Raw genomic sequence first — 20405 nt, forward strand, 5'->3', positions numbered from 1 at the left:
TCGGCCGGCGGCGCCCCGCCCTTCAAAGGACCAGGACGGCGCGGAAGTCGTTGACGTTGGTCAGGGTCGGTCCGGTCACCAGCAGGTCGCCGAGCGCGCTGAAGAAGCTGTAGCCGTCGTTGTCGGCCAAGCGCTCCTTGGCATTGACGCCGGCCTCGGCGGCGCGGGCCAGCGTGTCGGGGGCGAGCAGGGCGCCGGCGTTGTCCTCCGTCCCGTCGATGCCGTCGGTGTCGGCGGCCAGGGCGTGGACGCCCTTCATCCCGTCCAGTGCCACGGTCAGCGCCAGCAGGAACTCGGCGTTGCGTCCGCCGCGGCCCTTGCCGCGCACGGTCACCGTGGTCTCGCCGCCGGAGAGCAGGACGCAGGGCTTGGCCGCCGGCTGGTCGTGCTCGACGATCTGGCGGGCGATGCCGGCGTGGACGAGCGCCACCTCGCGCGACTCACCCTCCAGCGCGTTGCCGAGGATGACGGGGGTGACGCCGGCCTTGCGGGCGACCTCCGCCGCGCGTTCCAGCGCCATTTGCGGGGTGGCGACGAGGATCGTGCTGACGCGCTCCAGCCGCGGGTCGCCGGGCTTCGGGCTCTCGTCGCGCCCGGCCAGCAGATGGTCCATGACCGGTTGCGGCGGGGTGATGCCGTACTTCTCCAGCACGGCCAGCGCGTCGGCGTAGCTGGTCGGGTCGGGCACGGTGGGGCCGGAGGCGATCACCGACAGGTCGTCGCCCGGCACGTCGGAGATGACCAGCGAGACCACCCGCGCCTTGGTCGCCGCGGCCAGCCGTCCGCCCTTGATGGCGGACAGGTGCTTGCGCACGCAGTTCATCTCGGTGATGTTCGCGCCGGAGCGGAGCAGCGCCTTGGACACCGCCTGCTTGTCGGCCATCGAGATTCCGGGGGCCGGCAGGGCGAGCAGGGCGGAGCCGCCGCCGGAGATCAGGCAGAGCATCAGGTCGTCGGGGCCGAGCGACGCGGCGATGTCGAGAATGCGCTTGGCGGCCTGCTGGCCGGCCTCGTCGGGGACGGGATGCGACGCCTCGACCACCTCGATCCGCTCGCAGGGCACGTTGTGGCCGTAGCGGGTGACGACCAGACCGGACAGCGGACCCTTCCAGTGATCCTCCACCGCCTTCGCCATGGAGGCCGCGGCCTTGCCGGCACCGACGACGACCGTGCGGCCCTTCGGCGGTTCCGGAAGATGCGGCGGCACGCACAGCGCCGGCTGCGCCGAAGCGACGGCGGCGCGGAACATGTCGGTCAGGAGCGCGCGGGGGTCGGTGGTCGTCATGGTCTGGTTCTGTCCCTTCCCTAAGCCGCGCCGTTCACCGGCGCCGGTCCTCATGTGCTGGGAATGCTAACGGATTTGGCGCGGGGGGCAATGGGGAGGGTGAGGGGGATGTGCGTGGCGGTACGTCCGGCACAAGCGCAACCCCCTCACCCCAACCCTCTCCCCAGGGGGGAGAGGGAGATAAAGCGCAGCCTCACTCCGCGGGTTCGGTCACGCGGTGGTTCTGGCCGATCTCGTGGTTGGCGAGCAGCTCCAGCGCGCGGACCATGCCGGAGTGGTCCCAGGCCTTGCCGCCCTGGGCCGCGCAGGCGTTGAACAGCTCCTGGCAGGTCGCCGTGTTGGGCAGCGACACGCCGAGCGCGCGGGCGCCGGACAGGGCCAGATTCAGGTCCTTCTGGTGCAGCTCGATGCGGAAGCCCGGATCGAAGGTGCGCTTCACCATGCGCTCGCCGTGCACCTCCAGGATGCGCGAGGAGGCGAAGCCGCCCATCAGGGCCTGACGAACCTTCGCCGGGTCGGCGCCGGCCTTGGACGCGAACAGCAGGGCCTCGCCCACCGCCTCGATGGTCAGGGCGACGACGATCTGGTTGGCGACCTTCGTCGTCTGGCCGTCGCCGTTGCCGCCGACCAGCGTGATGTTCTTGCCCATCTTCTCGAACAGCGGCTTCACCGTCTCGAAGGCCTTGTCGGGACCGCCGACCATGATGGTCAGCGAGGCAGCCTTGGCGCCGACCTCGCCGCCGGACACCGGGGCGTCGAGGTAGTCACAACCCAGCTCGTTGATGCGCTGGGCGAAGGCCTTCGTCTCGATCGGGGAGATGGAGGACATGTCAACCACGATCTTGCCGGCCGACAGACCCTCGGCGACGCCGTTCGGACCGAACAGGGCGGCCTGCACATGGGGGGTATCGGGGACCATCGTGAAGACGATGTCGGCCTTCTGCGCCACCTCGCGGCTGGAGCCGCAGGCCGTGGCGCCCTTGGCGAGGAGGTCTTCCGGGGCCGGGTTGATGTCGTAGACGAACAGGGTGTGGCCGGCGTCGGCCAGATGACCGGCCATGGGGCGGCCCATGATGCCGAGACCGATGAATCCAACGTTCATGGCTGTGTCCTCAAATCTTCTGTGTTCGGGCGGTCGAAATGGGGTGGGCGATCAGGTGGCGGCCATTAGGCGGCGGCCCTCAGGCAGCTACGGTCTCGCCGGGGGTGGCGGCGCGCATCCAGCCCAGCCCTTCGCTGGTCCCCTTGGCCGGCTTGTACTCGCAGCCGACCCAGCCGTCGTAGCCGATCCGGTCGAGCGCCGCGAAGACGAAGGGGTAGTTGATCTCGCCGGTGCCCGGTTCGTTGCGGCCCGGATTGTCGGCGATCTGGACATGCGCGATCTTCGGCAGCAGGCGCTGGATGGTCGGGACGAGATCGCCCTCCATGATCTGCATGTGATAGACGTCGTACTGGATGAAGAGGTTGTCGGAGCCGACGGCCTCGAGAATCCGTTCCGCCTGCGCGGTGTTGGTCAGGTAGAAGCCCGGAATGTCGCGGGTGTTGATCGGCTCGATCAGGAAACGGATGCCGGCCTGCTTCAGCGCCTTGGCGGCGAAGGACAGGTTGTCGACGAAGGTGCGCTCCAGCGCGTCCGCCGCCGCGCCCGCCGGGGCCTTGCCGGCGAGGCAGTTGATCTGCTTGCAGCCCAGCGCCGTGGCGTATTCGATGGCGCGGCCCACCCCGTCCTGGAACTCGCCCACGCGGTCCGGCAGGACGGCGATGCCGCGCTCGCCCGCGTCCCAATCGCCCGCCGGCAGGTTGTGCAGGACCTGGGTCAGCCGGTTGGCGGCCAGCCGCTCGGCCAGCGCGTCCTTCTCGAAGGCGTAGGGGAACAGATACTCGACGCCGGTGAAGCCGTCCTTCGCCGCCGCGGCGAAGCGGTCGAGGAAGGGCAACTCGTTGTAGAGCATCGTCAGGTTGGCGGCGAACTTGGGCATGTCTCTCTCCCGGATGGTCGTTTCGGGCTTGGCCGTTTGGCTCAGGATCGGAGGGTGATGGCGGAGGCGTCAACGCGACGGCCGCCTTTTTTCACCCTGCGGAACTGTGGATCTGGGGAGGCTGCTTGCCCCCTCCCTGACCCTCCCCCGCTCACGCAGGGGAGGGGATTTGAGTCCCTCCCCTGCGTGAGCGGGGGAGGGAGGGGACCCACGAAGTGGGGAGGGTGGGGGCAATCGGCTGCCGATCAGACCCGCACCAGCTCCGGCTCGTCCGCGGGCACGTCCAGCACGTCCTCGAACTCGGTGATGTTGTTGATCTCCGTGCCCATGGCGATGTTGGTGACGCGCTCCAGGATGACCTCGACGACCACCGGGACCTGGAACTCGTCCATCCACTGCTGCGCTTGCGCGAAGGCGGATTGCAGGTTGTCCGGGTCGGTGACGCGGATCGCCTTGCAGCCCAGCCCCTCGGCCACCGCGACGTGGTCCACGCCGTAGACGCCGATCTCCGGGGCGTTGATGTTCTCGAAGGAGAGCTGGACCTGGAAGTCCATCTGGAAGGCGCGCTGCGCCTGCCGGATCAGCCCGAGATAGCTGTTGTTCACCAGGACGTGGATGTAGGGCAGCTTGAACTGGGCGCCGACCGCCAGCTCCTCGATCAGGAACTGGAAGTCGTAGTCGCCGGACAGCGCGACGATCTTGCGCTTCGGATCGGCCACCCGCACGCCGAGCGCCGCCGGCAGGGTCCAGCCGAGCGGGCCGGCCTGGCCGCAGTTGATCCAATGGCGCGGCTTGTAGACGTGCAGGAACTGCGCGCCGGCGATCTGCGACAGGCCGATGGTCGAGACGTAGCAGACGTCCTCGCCGAAGGCGCTGTTCATCTCCTGATAGACGCGCTGCGGCTTGATCGGCACGTTGGCGAAGTCCGACTTGCGCAGCATGGAGCGCTTGCGGACCTGGCAGGTCTTCACCCACTCCGACCAGTCGCGCAGCTTGCCGGCGGCCTTCCATTCCTTCGCCACCTCGATGAAGAGGTCGAGCGCGGCCCCGGCGTCGGACACGATGCCCAGGTCCGGCGCGAAGACGCGGCCGATCTGGGTCGGCTCGATGTCCACATGCACGAACTTGCGGCCCTTGGTGTAGACGTCGACCGAGCCGGTGTGGCGATTGGCCCAGCGGTTGCCGATGCCCAGCACGAAGTCCGACGCCAGCATGGCGGCGTTGCCGTAGCGGTGGGCGGTCTGCAGGCCGACCATGCCGGCCATCAGCGGGTGATCGTCCGGAATGGCGCCCCAGGCCATCAGGGTCGGGATGACCGGCAGGCCGGCGACCTCGGCGAACTCGACCAGACGGTCGCTGGCGTCGGCGTTGATGATGCCGCCGCCGGCCACCAGCAGCGGACGCTCCGCCGCGTTCAGCATGGCCAGCGCCTTCTCCACCTGGGCGCGGGTCGCCGCCGGCTTGTAAGTGGGCAGCGGCTGGTAGGCGTCGGGATCGAACTCGATCTCGGCCATCTGCACGTCGATCGGCAGGTCGAGCAGCACCGGGCCGGGCCGGCCGGAGCGCATCAGGTGGAAGGCCTGCTGGAAGGCGTAGGGGACCTGCCCAGGCTCCAGCACGGTGACCGCCCACTTGGCGACCGGCTTGGCGATGGACGGGATGTCCACGGCCTGGAAATCCTCCTTGTGCAGGCGGGCGCGCGGCGCCTGGCCGGTGATGCACAGGATCGGAATGGAGTCGGCGGAGGCCGAGTAGAGGCCCGTGATCATGTCGGTGCCGGCGGGGCCGGAGGTGCCGATGCAGACGCCGATGTTGCCGGCCTTGGCGCGTGTGTAGCCCTCGGCCATATGGGACGCGCCCTCGACATGGCGCGCAAGAACGTGGCCGATGCGGCCGTTGCGTTGCAGCGCCGCGTAGAACGGATTGATGGCCGCTCCGGGGACGCCAAAGCAAACGGACACGCCTTCCTTTTCCAGGACGTGCACCGCCGCTTCAATCGCCATCATCCTAGCCATGGCTTGGTCTCCTCCCTCGCGTAACGGGTCGCTGTTGCGTTGGATTGAGCTTTCATCAGCGGGGCGGCTATTGGCAAAGTGTTGGCGAATCCTTTCCGCGTGATGGAAATCGCGCCGAACGGGGCAGTCCTTCACGGCGCTGCGGACAATTATGCTGCACTTGCACAGTCCCGATGGCGCTGTCATCGTGAGCGGATGATGGCGATCCCGAGTCCCCGCCTGTTGGCGATCACGGACCGGCGGCAGGCGGCGCAGCCCTTGCCGGATCTGGCGGCGCGTCTGTTCGCCGGCGGGTTGCGCTGGCTGTCGCTGCGCGAGAAGGATCTCGACGACTCCCGGCAGATCGCCTTGGCCCACGCGCTGGTCGAGCGGGCGCGGCCCTGGGGAGCGGTGGTCACGCTGCACGGCGATCCGGACCTGGCGCTGGCCGCGGGGACGGACGGGGTGCATCTGCCGGAAGGAGCCGATGTGGCGGCGGCGCGGCGGCGGCTCGGCCCCGGCGCGCTGGTCGGGCTTTCGACCCACGACGCGGAAGGGATTCGGCGGGCCGTCGCGGGCGGGGCGGACTACGTCACGCTGTCGCCCATCTTTCCGTCGCCGAGCAAGCCGGGCTACGGCCCGCCGCTCGGGGTTGAGGGGCTGAGACGCTTGGCCGCGGAGGCTCCGCTGCCGATCATCGCGCTCGGCGGCGTGGAGTCGGGCAACATTGGAGGCTGTCTGGCCGCGGGAGCGGCCGGAGTGGCGGTCATGGGAACGGTGATGCGGACACCGGACCGCCTGTCCGACCTGCTCAAGGCCTTGAAAGCCGGACAACCGTAAGGACAAGAGGCAGGCGGGGGCGCCCAATCTTTATCGTGGTTCTGGACTTTTCAGCCCGAAATGTGCATCTGGTATCTCATATACGAAAACGATGCGATGCCTTTCGCACGACCGGGCCGGCGCACAGTGGGGTGTTTCCGGACGGCCAGCATTGAGGAACGGTGCCGACCATGAACCCTCCGCCGATCAACGTCCAGCCGCTCGACACCGGAACGACCTTCCGCAGCCAAGCGTACCATGCGTTGAAGCAAGCCATCTCGCAAATGGACATTTACGACCATAACGACGAGATCCGGCTTGAGGAGCGGCAGCTCAGCGAGTTGCTGGGCGTCAGCCGGACGCCGATCCGCGAGGCGCTGACCCTGCTGGAGCAGGAGGGGTTCATCCGCCTCCAGCCGCGCCGGGGCATCTTCGTCATCCGCAAGACCAAGGCCGAGATCGTCGAGATGATCCAGGTCTGGGCGGCGCTGGAGAGCATGGCCGGGCGCATGGTCGCGACGCAGGCCACCGACGAGGACATCCGCACCCTGTGGGACCTGTTCCGCAACTTCGAGATGCGGAACCCCAAGGAGCATGTCAACGAATACTCCGACGCCAACATCGCCTTCCACAAGAGCATCATCCGGCTCAGCGGGTCCAAGCTGATCCAGGAGATGACCGACAACCTGTTCATCCACATCCGCGCCATCCGCAAGCTGACCATCGGCCAGGACAACCGGGCGGAGCGGTCGATCAACGACCACAAGGAAATCATCAAGGCCCTGGAGCGCCGCGACGTCGATCAGGCCGAACACCTGATCCGCGACCACACGCTGGGTCTGGCGGCGCACGTCGAGAAGCATTGCGATTTCCTGGAGTGAGGGGCGATTTCCTGGAGTGAGGGTGCCCCGCCCCCGGTGAGGGGGGAAGGGCACGCAGGGGTGGTCAGGCCGGCTCGTGGAGCTGTGCGGTCGTCACGCTGTTCAGACCGTTCGCGGTGATCGTGACCACGCGCAGGCTGTTGGTGGTGCCGGGCGTTCCGAAGGGGACGCCCGCCGTCACGATCAGCGACTGGCCGGGGGCGCCGATGCCCTCCTGGGCGGCGACGAGGCTGGCCCGCTCGACCATTTCCGCGAAGTTCGCCACGTCGGCGGTCCAGACGGGGTGCACGCCCCAGGCCAGCGACAGCAGGCGGGCGGTGCCGCGTTCGGCGCTGAGGCCGAGGATCGGCACGGTCGGCCGCTCGCGCGAGGCGCGCCGCGCGGTGGAGCCGGTGCTGGTGAAGGTGGCGATGCCGGCGGCCGAGATGGTCTCGGCGATCTGGCGGGCCGCGGCGGACAGGGCGTCCGGGGTGGTCGCCTCCGGGCTCGGATGCTCGGAGTCCATGATGCGGCGGTAGAGGGGATCGCGCTCGACCCGGCGGATGATGCGGTCCATCATCGCCACGGCCTCCACCGGGTGCTTGCCCGACGCCGATTCCGCCGACAGCATCACGGCGTCCGACCCGTCATAGACGGCGGTCGCCACGTCCGACGCCTCGGCGCGCGTCGGCGTCGGCTCGGTGATCATGGATTCCAGCATCTGGGTGGCGACGATCACCGGCTTGCCGGCGGCGCGGCTCAGGCGGATCATCCGCTTCTGCAGGCCGGGCACGTCCTCCGGCGGCAGCTCCACGCCCAGGTCGCCGCGGGCCACCATCACCGCGTCCGACAGGGCGATGATCTCCTCCAGCCGGGGCAGGGCGGCCGGCTTCTCCACCTTGGTCATGATGTGGGCGCGGTCGCCGATCAGGGCGCGCGCCTCCAGGATGTCCTCGGGCCGCTGCACGAAGCTGAGGCCGATCCAGTCCACGCCCAGCGTCAGGCCGAACTGCAGGTCGCTGCGGTCCTTCTCCGACAGGGCGCTGAGGGCCAGCGTGGTGCCGGGGACGTTCATGCCCTTGCGGTCGGACAGGGTGCCGCCGACCATGACCTCGGTCTCGGCGTGGTCGGGGCCGCAGCTCAGCACGCGCAGGCGCATCCGTCCGTCGTTCAGCAGAAGCTCGTGACCCGGCTCCAGGCTGGCGAAGATCTCCGGATGCGGGACGCAGACGCGGCTGCGGTCGCCGGGGGTCGGGTCGAGGTCGAGGCGGAAGCGGTCGCCGCCGGCCAGGATCACCGCCACTTCCTTGAAGGTGCCGACGCGCAGCTTCGGACCCTGAAGATCGAGAAGCACGCCGATGGGGCGCCCGACCGTCTCCTCGACCGCGCGGATCTGGCGGTAGCGTTCGGCGTGGTCGCGCTGCGTGCCGTGGCTGGCGTTCAGGCGGAAGACATCCACGCCGGCCTCGGCGAGGGCGAAGATCTGGCTGTAGGTCGAGCTGGCCGGCCCCAGAGTGGCGACGATCTTGGTGCTGCGGTTGCGCTGCATGGCGCGGGCCTCCTGAGAGGGCGATGACTTGACAATGACTGGGTGGTGCTTGGGGTGATGCTGCGACCGGGGCGGGGCGGGGGTCAAACCGCCGCTATGGCTTTTCCACATAGCGGGAAGTCACACGGTTGGTTTGACCGGGGGTGAGCCCTGGGCGGACACTGGACGCCCGCGACCAGACAGGACGATGCCATGAACACGCCTGCCATCAACACGCCTGTCGAGCCGCTTTCCGCCGCCGGCCTGATCCTTCTGCGCGACAGCGTGGATGGGCTGGAGGTCTTCATGATCCAGCGCCACCGCGACCTTCGCTTCGCGCCCGGCGCCACGGTGTTTCCCGGCGGACGGCTGGACGCGGAGGACAGCGAGCTGCCCTGGCGGGAGCTGTCGCTGCCGCTGACCGACGACATGCCGCAGCGGATGGCCGCGATCCGCGAGGCGTTCGAGGAATGCGGGCTGCTGATGACCGGCGGCACGGTGGACGCCGCCCTTCTCGACGGGCTGCGCAACGCGTCGGGCAGAACCTTCCTCGACCGGCTGCTGGCGGCGGGGCTGGAGCCGGACGTGGCGGCGCTGGTGCCCTTCGCCCGCTGGGTCACGCCGGAGAGCGTGTGGCGGCGCTACGACACCCTGTTCTTCCTCGCCAAGGCGCCGCCGCGCCAGACCGCCGTGGTCGACGGGGTGGAGGCGGTCGCCGGATTCTGGGGCACGCCGCGGGCCATCCTGGCCGAGGCGGAGGCGGAGCGGCTGTCGCTGGTCTTCGCCACCCGCATGACCCTGCTGCGTCTGGCCGGCTGCCGCACGGTCCGCCACGCTATGGAGGAGGCCGCGCGCTTCCATCCCCTGACGCCCATCCTGCCCCGTCCCGCCGACACCCCCGAGGGGCCGGCGCTGTGCATCCCGGACGGGCTCGGCTATCCCCTGACGCAGGTCCCGCTGGAGCAAGCGCGGCTGGGCTGACCGCCTGAGATCGCCGCGCATTTCCAACCAGAATTTCCGGGCAACAATTCGCCTAAAATTCCGCTATGCGGAATTTCCCGTGCCTTTTTTCGCCGCCGAAGCGTTATCGTCGCAAATGCGACTATTTGTGCATTGCACTCAGTTCGTAAAGTGGCAATATGAGGAAATAAGATATCGGTTTGACCGGAGAAATTTTCCGTTCATGTCCACAAGGTGCCTGAACACCACGCCGACGCGAGGATAGGTCCATGCTCCACCAGTCCATCATCCAAGGCTCCACCGACACCAGCGGCGCCATCGCCGTCGGTGCCGCCGTGGTTGCCGGGCACGCGGCGCTGCCGGCGGCCGGTGGACAGGTGGCCGGTGGACCGCGCTGGGTCTACGCCTTCGGCGGCGGCGGTGCGGAAGGGCACGGCGGCATGCTGGCGGAGCTGGGCGGCAAGGGCGCCGGGCTGGCCGAGATGGCGCGGCTGGGTGTGCCGGTGCCGCCGGGCTTCACCATCGTGGCGGAGGCCAGCCGCCGGCACCGCGCCGGGCAGGGCGGCTTTCCCGCCGGGCTGACCGCCCAGGTCGAGGAGGCGCTGACCCGGCTGGAAAGCGTTGCGGGCGCGCGCTTCGGCGGGTCGGAGACTCCGTTGCTGGTGTCCGTGCGGTCAGGAGCGCGGGCGTCGATGCCCGGCATGATGGACACGATCCTGAATCTCGGCCTGACCGACGCGACGGTGAAGGGGCTGGCCGCGCGCAGCGGCGACGCCCGCTTCGCCTACGACTGCTACCGTAGGCTGATCCAGACCTACGGCACGGTGGTGCAGGGGGTGGGCGCCCACGTCTTCGACGCGGCGCTGGAGGCCCACAAGGAGGCGCGCGGGCTGACCCGCGACGCCGACCTGACCGCCGCCGACTGGCGCGCCGTGGCCGCCGCCTACCGCGACGTGATCGAGCGCGAGGCGGGGGAGCCCTTCCCGCAGGACGCGCGGACCCAACTCTTCGCCGCCATCGGGGCCATTTTCCGCTCCTGGAGCAACGCCCGCGCCGTGGCCTTCCGGGCGGTGCACGGCATTCCCGACGATTGGGGCACCGCGGCGACCGTGCAGGCGATGGTGTTCGGCAACCGCGGCGGCGCTTCCGGCACCGGCGTCGCCCACAGCCGCGACCCGTCCACCGGCGAGGCCGCGCTGTGCGGCGAGTTCCTGGCCGACGCCCAAGGCGAGGACATCGTGTCGGGACTGCGCACCCCGGGGCCGCTGGCCGGTACCGACGCCTCCCTGGAGGCGGTCGCCCCCGAGGCCTTCGCCGAGCTTGGCCGCATCGCCGACCGTCTGGAGCGCCATTTCGGCGACATGCAGGAGATCGAATTCACCGTCCAGCAGGGGCGCCTGTTCATCCTCCAGTCACGCGCCGGCAAGCGGACGCCGGAAGCCGGGGTGCGCATCGCCACGGAGATGGCGCAGGCCGGCATCATCTCGCGGGACGAGGCGGTGCGGCGCGCCGACCTGCCGGCGCTGGCGGACAGCCTGCGCCCCATCCCCGACCCCGACGCCCCCCGCGAGGTGATCGCCCGCGGCCTGCCGGCCTCCTCCGGCGCCGCCACGGGTGTGCTGGTCTTCACGTCGGACGAGGCGGTCCGGCTGGCGGCGGAGGGCGTGGCGGTGGTGCTGTGCCGTCCGGAAACCTCTCCCCACGACGTGCACGGCATGCAGGCGGCCTGCGCGGTGGTGACCGCCCGCGGCGGAGCGACCAGCCACGCCGCCACCGTCGCCCGCGCCATGGGGCTGCCCTGCGTCACCGGAGCGCGCATGCTGCGCGTCGATCCGGCGGCCGGCGTGATGACCGTGGGCGACCTGACCGTCCGGGCGGGGGAGATCATCACCGTGGACGGCGGGGCGGGCCATGTGATCCTGGGCAGCGTGCCGATGATCCGCCCCGAGCCGCCGGAAGCCGTGGCTCTGCTGCTGCGCTGGGCCGGGGGCGCCGGCGAATGACGGGGCGAGTGATGGTTTGAGGCCATGAGGAAAGGCCCGCCGTCCGATGGGACGACGGGCCTTTTGGCTGGGGCCTTTTCGCTTCCGCCGGGCCTTGGTCAGTGGGCGTAGACCGGGGTTTCCTGCGCCGGGGGCTGGGTGTGGGCGACCATCTCGGTAAGCTGGAGCTTGGTGAAGTCGCGGGCGCTGACGACGCCGACCAGCGTGGAGCCGTCGAGCACCGGCAGGTGCCGGATGTGGTGGCGGTCCATCAGCTCAAGCGCGTGGACGAGGCTGTCGTCGGGCGAGCAGGTCTGCGGTGCGCGCGACATCAGCATGAAGACCGGCGTCTTCAGGACCGACGCGCCGCGCTCCAGCAGCGCGTAGACGACGTCGCGTTCCGACAGCATGCCGGCCACGGCGTTGCCCTCGGTCCGGCAGACATCCTTGACCACCAGGGCGCTGATGTTCTCCGACTTCATCAGCCGGATCGCCTCCTCGATGGTTTCGCCGGAGCGCACGGTGACGACGCGGGATTCCTTGGTCCGAAGAATGTCGGCGACTTTCATGGCGAGCCCTCCACCAGACAGCGGGTTGCGTAAGCGCGCCCTGCACGGAAACCCCCGCGGGGGGCCGGAGCTTGACCGGTGGAACCGCGTCGGACCGGTCGAAGGCCGTCGGCGGCACCTGGGCATCGGGCAGTGGCAGGCGATGGATATTTGGTATACCAGATGCCACGGCGCGTCAATGGCTAATATAGCAAACAATCAGCGAAATCGCATTTTCGCGCGACGGCATCGTTGAATCGCGCGGCCACAGCCGAGGCGTTCACCGGCCCCCCTATGGCGTTTGTCAGGGTGCCCACAACGCTTGATGGTATGCCAAATACATGGGTTGGCTGATGGTGGGGGTGCGATGCTTGCCATGGTGCTGCTGATGGTCGCCGCGTTCGCGTCGGGCGTTCTCAACGCCGTCGCCGGTGGCGGGGCCTTCATCACATTCCCGGCGCTGCTGTTCGCCGGGGTGCCGCCGGTCAGCGCCAACGTGTCGAGCACGGTCGCCCTGTTCCCCGGCCAGATGGCCAGCGCCTGGGCCTACCGCAACGAGATCCGCGGCGTGACGGAGGTCAGCGTCACCGCCTTCTCCATTGTCAGCCTCGTCGGCGGGGTGGTCGGGGCGATCCTTTTGCTGACCACGCCGGACCGCGCCTTCGCCGGGCTGGTGCCCTGGCTGCTGCTGTTCGCGACGGCGGTCTTCGCGGTCGGCAGCTTCATGCCGGCGCTGGCCGCCCGGCTGCGGCTGAACGGTCGCTCGGTTCTGGTCGTGCAGTTCGTCATCGCCATCTACGGCGGCTATTTCGGCGGCGGGATCGGCTTCCTGATGCTGGCGGCGCTGACCCTGTTCGGCCTGCGGGACATCCATGCCATGAACGGGCTGCGCATCCTGCTGGCCGCGCTGATGAACGGCGCGGCGGTGGCGGCCTTCTGCCTGTCCGACGCGGTGTCCTGGCCGGAAACCGTCGTCATGGCGGTGTCGGCCATCGCCGGCGGCTATGCCGGCGCCCACGCGGCAAAGCGGGTCAGCCGCGACGTGATGAAGTGGGTGGTGGTGTCGATCGGCGTGGGGCTGACCCTGTACTTCTTCATCAGGGGGGCCGGAGCCTGAGGGCGCCCCACGCCGGCTCTTGTCAGGGCTGGCCTGGGACGGTGCCGGGAACGTTGATCGGGCGCAGCCCCTTGGCGTAGCTCTTCCACCGCTGCTGGTAGACGGCGGCGGGGGCGCGCATGCGCTCCACATCCTCGTCCGACAGCGTGCGCACCACCTTGCCCGGCGCGCCGAGCACCAGCGAGCGGTCGGGGATCTCCTTGCCCTCGGCGATGAAGGCGTGGGCGCCGATCAGACAGTCGCGGCCGATGCGCGCGCCGTTGAGCACCGTGGCGCCGATGCCGATCAGGCTGCCGTCGCCGACGGTGCAGCCATGCACCATCGCCAGATGGCCGATGGTCACGTTCCTGCCGATGAGCAGAGGGAAGCCGGGATCGACGTGGAGGACGGCGTTGTCCTGGACGTTGCTGCCGGCGCCGATGTGGATGCGCTCCTCCTCGGCGCGCATGACCGCGCCCCACCAGACGGACACGTCCTCCTCCAGCAGGATGTCGCCGACGACGGTGGCGCTGGGGGCCACCCAGCAGTGGGGCGACAGTTGCGGGACCTTGTCGTTGAAGGCGTAGATCACCCGTTCCTCCTTCATTCTTCGCTTGGGCCTTCGTATCGGCATCCTACCGCGGAACAGACCGGCGGCGTGAGAATGCTGCACTGCGCTATACCCATAAGAAAATTACGTGATAGGATGGGCGCGCCTGGTTCCCGACCCGTGTGAGGACTCCCATGCCGCTCTACTCCTACCGCTGCACCGCCTGCGCCCACGACTTCGAAGCGCTGGTGCGCTCGTCGGACACGCCCGTCTGCGCCTCCTGCGGGTCGGCGGCGCTGGAGCGCAAGGTGGCGCGCATCGCGCCGGACACCAAGGCCGACAAGTTCCTGAACACCGCCCGCCGCGCCGCCGCCGCGGAGGGCCACTTCAGCAACTACAGCAAGGCGGAACGCTCGCGCATTTAGCGCGGCGCTCACGTCCCGTCCGGTATCCCGTACTTGCGCAGCTTGTTCGCGATCATCGTGTGCGAGGTGTGGAGGCGGGCGGCCAGCTTGCGGCTGGACGGGTAGCGCGGGTAGAGGCGGCGCAGCAGGCCGCGCTCGAACGCCGCCGCCGCCTCGTCCCAACTGGACGGCTCGGCGGGCTCGCCGCCGGTTTCGGCGTCCATGCGCGCTCCGGCCAGTTCCAGGTCGGCGGCGTCGAGATAGGCACCGTCGCTCATCGTCACGGCGCGGAAGATGACGTTCTCCAACTGGCGGACGTTGCCTGGCCAGGGGTTGGCGAGCAGGGCGGCGCTGGCCGCGACGGTCAGGCGGCAGGGCGGGCGGCGGGCCTGGGCGCAGGCGCGGGCGATGAAGTGCCGGGCGAGCAGAAGGATGTCGTCGCCGCGCTCGCGCAGCGCCGGGACCTGGAGCGACAGCACGTTCAGCCGGTAGAACAGGTCTTCGCGGAAGCTGTGCTCGGCGACCATGGCGTCGAGGTCGCGGTGGGTGGCGCTGACCACGCGGACGTCCACCGTCTGCTCGCGGTCGCCGCCGACGCGGCGGAAGCGCCCGTCGTTCAGGAACCGCAGCAGCTTGGCCTGGAGGTAGGGCGACATCTCCCCGATCTCGTCGAGGAAGACGGTGCCGCCGTGGGCGAGTTCCAGCAGACCGGGCTTGCCGCCGCGCTGCGCCCCGGTGAAGGAGCCGGGGGCGTAGCCGAACAGCTCGCTTTCCGCCAGATTCTCCGGCACGGCGGCGCAGTTCAGCGCCAGGAAGGGCTTGTCGCGGCGCGGGCTGGCGCGGTGGCAGGCGTGGGCGATCAGCTCCTTGCCGGTGCCCGTCTCGCCCAGGATCAGCAGCGGCGCGTCCACCGCCGCGACCCGCGCCGCCCGCGCCTTCAGCGCGCGGACCGGGGCGGAGTCGCCGAGGATGCGGTCGAAGCCCCCCTCGTCGAAGTTTTGCAGCGCATTCAGCCGTTCGCCCAGCCGGCTCGGCGCGAAGAGGGTGACCACCCCACCGGCCGGCCGTCCGTCCTCCACGATGGGGGTGGCGTCCAGCAGGAAGGGCTGGCCGTTCAGCGTCACCTCCTGCCCGGCGGCGAGGCGGAATCCGTTGTCCACCAGCAGGTCGGACAGCTCGGCATCGCCGAACAACCGTCCGAAGTCGGCGCCGGTCAGGGCGGCCTCGCTGCGCCCGGCGACCGTCGCGGCGGCGGCGTTCGCCACCACGATGCGTCCTGCGCGGTCCACCGCCAGAACCGGGTCGGGCAGGGCGGCCAGCAGGGCGTCCAAATGCAGCCGTCGCCGTGTGCCGGGCAGAATGTCGATGGGGGTGACGGATTCCACGCCGAGCACGGCGCGCAGCGCGGCGTCGAGCGCCCCGAAGCCCGGCACGTCCAGTTCCGGCGCGTCGATGTGGATGTGCGGCGGGTCCACCTCCACCGCCACGACGTTCAAGCGCCGCTTGGCGAGAACGGCCAGGACCTCATGGGCGATGCCGACCCGGTCGGCGAACAGGACGTCGATGCGCATGGCTCTCCCCGGTGGTGGGGTGAGTGTACCACGATGGGCGCATCTGTAAACATCCGTGTACGCCGTAACGATTTCTGTACAGATAAAGCAATCATCTGTTTTTAAAGGGATTATTATGCGTCCAAGGAGCGCATCGCGAATCGCGTGTAACGATTTATGTACGGCTTCGTCCGGCGCGCAACCGTCCGCCCCAGCGTTTCCGCGAGTTCCGGCACTTGGCATCGCGTTTGCCAATGGGATGCGAACAAATCCGTGATCTCGGGAGCCTTCACATGCGCGTCATCGTCCTCGGCAGCGGCGTCATCGGCGTTTCCACCGCGTATTTCCTGGCGAAGGCCGGGCACGAGGTCACGGTGGTGGACCGGCAGCCCGGCCCGGCGCTGGAGACCAGCTACGCCAACGCGGGCGAGGTGTCGCCGGGCTATTCCGCCCCCTGGGCGGCGCCGGGCCTGATGGCGAAGGCGGTGAAGTGGATGCTGATGAAGCATTCCCCGCTGGTGATCCGGCCCAAGATGGACCCGGCCATGTGGTCCTGGTGCCTGAAGCTTCTGGCCAACGCCAACGAGCGCTCCTACGAGATCAACAAGGGCCGCATGGTCCGGCTGGCCGAATACAGCCGCGACTGCCTGCGCGCCCTGCGCGACGAGACCGGCATCCGCTACGACGAGCGCGCCAAGGGCACGCTCCAGGTCTTCCGCACGCAGAAGCAGGTGGACGCCGCCGCCACCGACATGGCCGTCCTCGACCGCTTCAAGGTGCCCTACAGCCTGCTGGATGTGGAGGGCTGCGCGGCCGTTGAACCGGCGCTGCGGCTGGTCAAGGAGAAGATCGTGGGCGGCCTGCTGCTGCCCGGCGACGAGACGGGCGACTGCTTCCGCTTCACCAACGCGCTGGCCGCGCTGGCGACGGAGATGGGGGTGGAGTTCCGCTACAACACCGCCATCCGCAAGCTGGAGAGCGACGGGCGCCGCGTCACCGGTGTGGTGACCGACGCCGGCACGCTGACCGCCGACTCCTACGTCGTGGCCATGGGCAGCTATTCCCCGATGCTGGTGAAGCCGTTCGGGCTGGACCTGCCGGTCTATCCGGTGAAGGGCTATTCGCTGACTCTGCCCATCGTCGATCCGGCGGGCGCCCCGGAATCCACGGTGATGGACGAGACGCACAAGATCGCGGTGACCCGCCTCGGCGACCGCATCCGCGTCGGCGGCACGGCGGAACTGACCGGTTTCGACCTGACGCTGCGTCCGGGCCGCCGCGGTCCGCTCGACCATGTGGTGAGCGACCTGTTCCCGACGGGCGGCGACCTGTCGAAGGCGGAGTTCTGGACCGGCCTGCGGCCCAACACGCCGGACGGAACCCCGATCGTCGGCCAGACCCCGGTGCGCAACCTGTTCCTGAACACCGGCCACGGCACGCTGGGCTGGACGATGGCTGCGGGCTCGGGCCGGGTGGTCGCCGACGTGGTCGGCGGGCGTCAGACGGAGATCGACATGGACGGTCTGACCGTGGCCCGTTACGGCCGGTCCGCCGCCGCGACCGGCCGCCCCACGGTGGGCGGCGTGGCCCGCCCGGCGGCCCGATAAGCGCTGTCCCGAGCGTGGCTCACTCCTGACGCGCCTGGGCCCCCTGGTTCAGGCGCGCCGTGTTGAACTCCTTCATGCGCGCCGCGTCGAAGGAGCCGAGCGCCTTCACCTGCTCCGGCGTCGCCTGCAGCGTGACGGAGGTTAGGCCCGGTTCGAGCGCCGCCGCTTTCCAGGCGACGGCGTAGGGGCCTTCACCCTCCGGCTCGGGCGTGACCACGACGGCCTTGAGCGCGCCGTTGCGGTCGAACACTAGATCCTCCACCGTGCCGAAGAAGCCGGCCTCGGTCGCGTCGCCCGCCGTGTTCGCCGGCTGGCCGATCAGGGCGGAGACCCGCCAGTCGCCGGGGCGGCTGGCCGCCTGCTGCTGGCGGCGGATCAGGTCCAGCGTGTCGGGGCCGGTGACCGGATAGGCCAGCACGCCGTCCACCGATCCGGGCATCAGCTGGTGCCAGGGCACGGTGAAGCGCGCCTCGCCGACGTCCAGCATGCCGCTCGCCTCGATCACCGCGCTTTCCAGCCGCCCGTCCGGGCCGACGACGAGATCCACCACCTGCCCAAGCTCCTCGCCGAGCAGTCCCTCGACATCCGTCCCGACGATCACGCCGGCCCGCCAGCCCTGGTAGAGCCGGGGGTAGGACGCTTCCGTGGTTCGCGCGGCGTCCGCGGCTTGGACAGGTTGAGGAACGCCCAAAGTCAGGGACGTGGCGATGGCGAACGCGGCGAGGATGCCCGCCGAAGTGCCGCTGTAACGCATGGGTCTGTGCTCCCGATTGTGACGCGCGGTCCGTCAAAGGGAACATGGGAGGTGCGTGGCGGTTCCGGAGGGAACTCCCCAGAGGTACGCCGGTTGCTGACCGGACAGGCCAACCGAGGAGGTGACCCCATGGCAGGAAAACTTGAGAAGAAGACCGTCGCGGTTCTGGCGACCGACGGCTTCGAGCAGGTCGAATTGACCGAACCGGTGAAGGCGCTGCGCAACGAAGGCGCCGAGGTGCGGATCGTGGCGCCTCAGGGCGGCCAGATCCAGGGCTGGAACCACCACGACAAGGCCGACCGGGTGGATGTGGACGTCACGCTCGATCAGGCGGATCCCGGCAGCTTCGACGCGCTGGTTCTGCCGGGCGGAGTCATCAACCCCGACACGCTGAGGCTGGAGCCCAAGGCCATCGATTTCGTGCGCAGCTTCGTCCAGTCGGGCAAGCCCATCGCCGCGATTTGTCACGGCCCCTGGACGCTGATCGACGCGGGCGGCGCCAAGGGCAAGCGGATGACCTCCTGGCCGTCGCTGAAGGCCGATCTCGGCAACGCCGGAGCGAAATGGGAGGACAGTGAGGTGGTCACCGATCAAGGGCTGGTGACCTCGCGCAAGCCGGACGACCTGCCGGCCTTCTGCCGCAAGATGGTGGAGGAGTTCGCCGAGGGCCGCCATGGCGGCCACCGCCACGCGGCGGAGTGACGATCCACCGTCCCCTCTCCCCTGTGCCGGGAGAGGGGACAAACTCTTTAGACGGACGCCAGCGGCGACAGACCGTTTTGGATCGCCCACACCGCGGCTTGCGTGCGGTTCTGGGCGTTGATCTTCCTCATCACGTTCTTGAAATGCATCTTCACGGTCGATTCCGTGATGTGCAGGTTGCGCGCGATGGCTTTGTTCGACTGCCCGGCGAGCAGACAGCGCAGAATCTGGACTTCGCGCTTCGACAACTCGTTGTTGGCGGGCTGGGCGCGCTCCGGCTGCGGACGCTCGCTGTTGGCGTTGGCGATCAGCAGGCTGGCGACGTGGGTCGGATAGACCACCTCGCCCAGCATCACCAGCTGCAGGGCGCGCAGCAGGGATTCGCTCGACATCGACTTGTTCAGATAGGCGTCGGCGCCCGCCTTCAGCGACAACGACAGAGTGCGGTCGGCGATGGCGTCGGCCAGCACGGCGATGCGCGCGCTCGTCGCGGCGCGCAGGCGCTTCACCCCGCCGGCCTCGTCGTTCGTCGCGTCCCCCAGGGCCACCACGATCAGGTCGGGCTGCACGCCCTGCGCAATGGCCGCCTCGGCATCCTCCACCGTTGTGGCGTGGTGGCTCACGCGGAAGGGACCGCCGCTGATGAGCGTTCCCAGGGCCGCCGAAAACAACCGGTCATGGTCCACGAGCATGACGTTCCAGGTTCTCATCGAAACTCCTCCACGACGCCACCCGTGACGAGCAGCGCACAACGCCAATCGTTGTCCGTTTCGCCTGGGAAAAGGGAAAAAAGCCGCCTTTATTGTATCGAAAAAGCGTGCTTTACGCTGGTTGTCCCGATGATTTATACGGATGGTCAGGGAGCGGCGCAAGATGCTTGGAAGAAGCTCGATACGAATGAATCATAAATGGCTTCTAAGCGATAGAAATTCGCACGGCGCTGCTTCTGCAAAGTCCAAAAGAGGTATCTTTATACTTTTCCGCTGGACAGAAAGCCGAGCTGGATTGGGGCGTTTTTGTTTTCCAAGTCGGCTTTCGGCGGCTTGATGGGGTAGCAAAGCAATGGAAGTTCAGCTGCAGACGCGCGGCAAGGAGCGGTCGGTGGCCGGCAGGGCGCAAAAGTTTCTGGTGGTGGACGACCACCCCCTGGTCCGGCACGGCTTCGCCCTCTCGGTGGGGGAGATCCACCCGGACGCGCAGGTGCTGGAGGCTGGCTCGCTGGATGAGGCGATGGCCATCGCCGACCGCACGCCGGATCTGACGCTGGTCCTGTTCGACCTCAACCTGGGCGACCGCACCGGGCGCGACGGGGTGCGCCGCATGGTCGAGGTGCTGGGGAACCGCCCGCTTCTGGTCATCTCCGGGTCGGACGAGGTCGCGGACATCGTGGACAGCGTCCGGTTGGGGGCCAGGGGCTACATTCTGAAGACCAGTTCCACCGCGGTGCTGGAGCACGCGATCTCCCTGGCGCTGACCGGGGAGACGTTCCTGCCGCTGCCGCGCGCCGTCCTGTCCGGCAACGTCGCGACCGAGGCCGCGCGCCCCTCGGGCCAGATTCTCGACCGGCTGACCGACCGGCAGCGCGACGTGTTCCAGCTTCTGCTGGCCGGTCACTCCAACAAGGAGATCGCGCGGGAGCTGGGCGTGCTGGAAGGCACCGTGAAGGTTCATGTGCGGGCCATCATGCAGAAGCTGGGCGTGCGCAACCGCACCCAGGTCGCCGTCGTGGCCGCCCGCAGCGGATGCTTCCCCGAGGACGCCTGACTCCCTCCGGCGCCGTTTATCCA

General features: G+C 69.1%; 19 protein-coding genes. 9 read left to right on the forward strand and 10 right to left on the reverse strand.

The genetic code is table 11. From position 1 onward, the window contains the following. Nucleotides 1–22 precede the first annotated feature (22 nt). The 4 genes from D3869_RS13845 to gcl form a co-directional block, all read right to left on the reverse strand. Entirely contained in the window at nucleotides 23–1285 is a 1263-nt protein-coding gene (locus tag D3869_RS13845; RefSeq protein ID WP_137140494.1) for a glycerate kinase type-2 family protein, read from the reverse strand. 193 nt (nucleotides 1286–1478) lie between these two features. After that, on the reverse strand, nucleotides 1479–2387 hold the full coding sequence (gene glxR / locus D3869_RS13850) for a 2-hydroxy-3-oxopropionate reductase (protein WP_014240287.1): 909 nt from the start codon (nucleotides 2385–2387) through the stop codon (nucleotides 1479–1481). 79 nt (nucleotides 2388–2466) lie between these two features. Next, nucleotides 2467–3264, reverse strand: coding sequence for a hydroxypyruvate isomerase (hyi, locus tag D3869_RS13855; RefSeq protein WP_137140495.1), 798 nt, complete (start codon nucleotides 3262–3264; stop codon nucleotides 2467–2469). A gap of 245 nt (nucleotides 3265–3509) precedes the next feature. Next, nucleotides 3510–5279: a glyoxylate carboligase gene (gcl, locus tag D3869_RS13860; protein WP_137140496.1), complete on the reverse strand. Its 1770-nt coding sequence runs from the start codon at nucleotides 5277–5279 to the stop codon at nucleotides 3510–3512. Between the two features lie 222 nt (nucleotides 5280–5501). On the opposite strand from gcl, the gene D3869_RS13865 reads away from it, so the two are divergent. Together D3869_RS13865 and D3869_RS13870 are read left to right on the forward strand one after the other, a co-directional pair. Then, nucleotides 5502–6098 carry a thiamine phosphate synthase gene (locus tag D3869_RS13865; protein WP_247895654.1) on the forward strand — a complete coding sequence of 199 codons (597 nt, stop codon included), beginning with the start codon at nucleotides 5502–5504 and terminating at the stop codon, nucleotides 6096–6098. A 170-nt stretch (nucleotides 6099–6268) separates the two neighbouring features. Further along, on the forward strand, nucleotides 6269–6958 hold the full coding sequence (locus tag D3869_RS13870; protein WP_014240292.1) for a GntR family transcriptional regulator: 690 nt from the start codon (nucleotides 6269–6271) through the stop codon (nucleotides 6956–6958). Between the two features lie 64 nt (nucleotides 6959–7022). Here D3869_RS13870 and pyk read toward each other — a convergent pair whose 3' ends face one another. Then, nucleotides 7023–8486, reverse strand: a complete 1464-nt coding sequence (gene pyk / locus D3869_RS13875; protein ID WP_137140498.1) for a pyruvate kinase — start codon at nucleotides 8484–8486, stop codon at nucleotides 7023–7025. A 192-nt stretch (nucleotides 8487–8678) separates the two neighbouring features. Between pyk and D3869_RS13880 the strand changes: the two genes are divergently transcribed. Continuing rightward, nucleotides 8679–9446 carry an NUDIX hydrolase gene (locus D3869_RS13880; protein ID WP_137140499.1) on the forward strand — a complete coding sequence of 256 codons (768 nt, stop codon included), beginning with the start codon at nucleotides 8679–8681 and terminating at the stop codon, nucleotides 9444–9446. A 248-nt stretch (nucleotides 9447–9694) separates the two neighbouring features. Then, nucleotides 9695–11428 (forward strand): PEP/pyruvate-binding domain-containing protein, encoded by a 1734-nt coding sequence (locus D3869_RS13885; protein ID WP_137140500.1) that lies wholly within the window; start codon nucleotides 9695–9697, stop codon nucleotides 11426–11428. Between the two features lie 98 nt (nucleotides 11429–11526). Here the strand turns inward: D3869_RS13885 and D3869_RS13890 are convergent, their stop codons facing one another. Beyond that, nucleotides 11527–11976 carry a CBS domain-containing protein gene (locus D3869_RS13890; protein ID WP_137140501.1) on the reverse strand — a complete coding sequence of 150 codons (450 nt, stop codon included), beginning with the start codon at nucleotides 11974–11976 and terminating at the stop codon, nucleotides 11527–11529. A gap of 346 nt (nucleotides 11977–12322) precedes the next feature. Between D3869_RS13890 and D3869_RS13895 the strand changes: the two genes are divergently transcribed. After that, nucleotides 12323–13072, forward strand: coding sequence for a sulfite exporter TauE/SafE family protein (locus D3869_RS13895; RefSeq protein WP_137140502.1), 750 nt, complete (start codon nucleotides 12323–12325; stop codon nucleotides 13070–13072). 22 nt (nucleotides 13073–13094) lie between these two features. Here the strand turns inward: D3869_RS13895 and D3869_RS13900 are convergent, their stop codons facing one another. After that, nucleotides 13095–13658 carry a gamma carbonic anhydrase family protein gene (locus D3869_RS13900; protein WP_137140503.1) on the reverse strand — a complete coding sequence of 188 codons (564 nt, stop codon included), beginning with the start codon at nucleotides 13656–13658 and terminating at the stop codon, nucleotides 13095–13097. A gap of 137 nt (nucleotides 13659–13795) precedes the next feature. On the opposite strand from D3869_RS13900, the gene D3869_RS13905 reads away from it, so the two are divergent. Continuing rightward, nucleotides 13796–14026: an FmdB family zinc ribbon protein gene (locus tag D3869_RS13905; RefSeq protein ID WP_137140504.1), complete on the forward strand. Its 231-nt coding sequence runs from the start codon at nucleotides 13796–13798 to the stop codon at nucleotides 14024–14026. An 8-nt stretch (nucleotides 14027–14034) separates the two neighbouring features. Here the strand turns inward: D3869_RS13905 and D3869_RS13910 are convergent, their stop codons facing one another. Beyond that, nucleotides 14035–15576: a sigma 54-interacting transcriptional regulator gene (locus D3869_RS13910; RefSeq protein ID WP_137140505.1), complete on the reverse strand. Its 1542-nt coding sequence runs from the start codon at nucleotides 15574–15576 to the stop codon at nucleotides 14035–14037. 272 nt (nucleotides 15577–15848) lie between these two features. Here D3869_RS13910 and D3869_RS13915 point away from each other — a divergent pair, with 272 nt between their 5' ends. After that, the gene (locus D3869_RS13915; RefSeq protein WP_137140506.1) at nucleotides 15849–17162 is read left to right on the forward strand and encodes a D-amino acid dehydrogenase; all 1314 of its coding nucleotides are present in this window, start codon (nucleotides 15849–15851) and stop codon (nucleotides 17160–17162) included. A gap of 19 nt (nucleotides 17163–17181) precedes the next feature. On the opposite strand, the gene D3869_RS13920 is transcribed toward D3869_RS13915, so the two are convergent. Continuing rightward, entirely contained in the window at nucleotides 17182–17916 is a 735-nt protein-coding gene (locus D3869_RS13920) for a PRC-barrel domain-containing protein (protein WP_137140507.1), read from the reverse strand. A gap of 129 nt (nucleotides 17917–18045) precedes the next feature. On the opposite strand from D3869_RS13920, the gene D3869_RS13925 reads away from it, so the two are divergent. After that, the gene (locus D3869_RS13925; RefSeq protein WP_137140508.1) at nucleotides 18046–18618 is read left to right on the forward strand and encodes a type 1 glutamine amidotransferase domain-containing protein; all 573 of its coding nucleotides are present in this window, start codon (nucleotides 18046–18048) and stop codon (nucleotides 18616–18618) included. A 47-nt stretch (nucleotides 18619–18665) separates the two neighbouring features. On the opposite strand, the gene D3869_RS13930 is transcribed toward D3869_RS13925, so the two are convergent. Next, nucleotides 18666–19328 carry a LuxR C-terminal-related transcriptional regulator gene (locus tag D3869_RS13930; protein ID WP_137140509.1) on the reverse strand — a complete coding sequence of 221 codons (663 nt, stop codon included), beginning with the start codon at nucleotides 19326–19328 and terminating at the stop codon, nucleotides 18666–18668. A 352-nt stretch (nucleotides 19329–19680) separates the two neighbouring features. Here D3869_RS13930 and D3869_RS13935 point away from each other — a divergent pair, with 352 nt between their 5' ends. Beyond that, nucleotides 19681–20382, forward strand: coding sequence for a LuxR C-terminal-related transcriptional regulator (locus D3869_RS13935; protein ID WP_137140510.1), 702 nt, complete (start codon nucleotides 19681–19683; stop codon nucleotides 20380–20382). Nucleotides 20383–20405 lie beyond the last annotated feature (23 nt).

It is taken from the genome of Azospirillum brasilense (genome assembly GCF_005222205.1).
Lineage (GTDB): Bacteria > Pseudomonadota > Alphaproteobacteria > Azospirillales > Azospirillaceae > Azospirillum > Azospirillum brasilense_G.

Excerpts from the sequence above, each read along its gene's own strand:
- D3869_RS13925 (WP_137140508.1), top strand. The coding sequence starts at position 18,046 with ATGGCAGGAAAACTTGAGAAGAAGACCGTCGCGGTTCTGGCGACCGAC.
- D3869_RS13905 (WP_137140504.1), top strand. The coding sequence starts at position 13,796 with ATGCCGCTCTACTCCTACCGCTGCACCGCCTGCGCCCACGACTTCGAA.
- glxR (WP_014240287.1), bottom strand. The coding sequence starts at position 2,387 with ATGAACGTTGGATTCATCGGTCTCGGCATCATGGGCCGCCCCATGGCC.
- D3869_RS13920 (WP_137140507.1), bottom strand. The coding sequence starts at position 17,916 with ATGCGTTACAGCGGCACTTCGGCGGGCATCCTCGCCGCGTTCGCCATC.
- D3869_RS13900 (WP_137140503.1), bottom strand. The coding sequence starts at position 13,658 with ATGAAGGAGGAACGGGTGATCTACGCCTTCAACGACAAGGTCCCGCAA.
- D3869_RS13890 (WP_137140501.1), bottom strand. The coding sequence starts at position 11,976 with ATGAAAGTCGCCGACATTCTTCGGACCAAGGAATCCCGCGTCGTCACC.
- D3869_RS13910 (WP_137140505.1), bottom strand. The coding sequence starts at position 15,576 with ATGCGCATCGACGTCCTGTTCGCCGACCGGGTCGGCATCGCCCATGAG.
- D3869_RS13935 (WP_137140510.1), top strand. The coding sequence starts at position 19,681 with ATGGAAGTTCAGCTGCAGACGCGCGGCAAGGAGCGGTCGGTGGCCGGC.
- hyi (WP_137140495.1), bottom strand. The coding sequence starts at position 3,264 with ATGCCCAAGTTCGCCGCCAACCTGACGATGCTCTACAACGAGTTGCCC.
- D3869_RS13870 (WP_014240292.1), top strand. The coding sequence starts at position 6,269 with ATGAACCCTCCGCCGATCAACGTCCAGCCGCTCGACACCGGAACGACC.
- gcl (WP_137140496.1), bottom strand. The coding sequence starts at position 5,279 with ATGGCTAGGATGATGGCGATTGAAGCGGCGGTGCACGTCCTGGAAAAG.
- D3869_RS13845 (WP_137140494.1), bottom strand. The coding sequence starts at position 1,285 with ATGACGACCACCGACCCCCGCGCGCTCCTGACCGACATGTTCCGCGCC.
- D3869_RS13930 (WP_137140509.1), bottom strand. The coding sequence starts at position 19,328 with ATGAGAACCTGGAACGTCATGCTCGTGGACCATGACCGGTTGTTTTCG.
- D3869_RS13880 (WP_137140499.1), top strand. The coding sequence starts at position 8,679 with ATGAACACGCCTGCCATCAACACGCCTGTCGAGCCGCTTTCCGCCGCC.
- D3869_RS13885 (WP_137140500.1), top strand. The coding sequence starts at position 9,695 with ATGCTCCACCAGTCCATCATCCAAGGCTCCACCGACACCAGCGGCGCC.
- D3869_RS13915 (WP_137140506.1), top strand. The coding sequence starts at position 15,849 with ATGCGCGTCATCGTCCTCGGCAGCGGCGTCATCGGCGTTTCCACCGCG.
- D3869_RS13895 (WP_137140502.1), top strand. The coding sequence starts at position 12,323 with ATGCTTGCCATGGTGCTGCTGATGGTCGCCGCGTTCGCGTCGGGCGTT.
- pyk (WP_137140498.1), bottom strand. The coding sequence starts at position 8,486 with ATGCAGCGCAACCGCAGCACCAAGATCGTCGCCACTCTGGGGCCGGCC.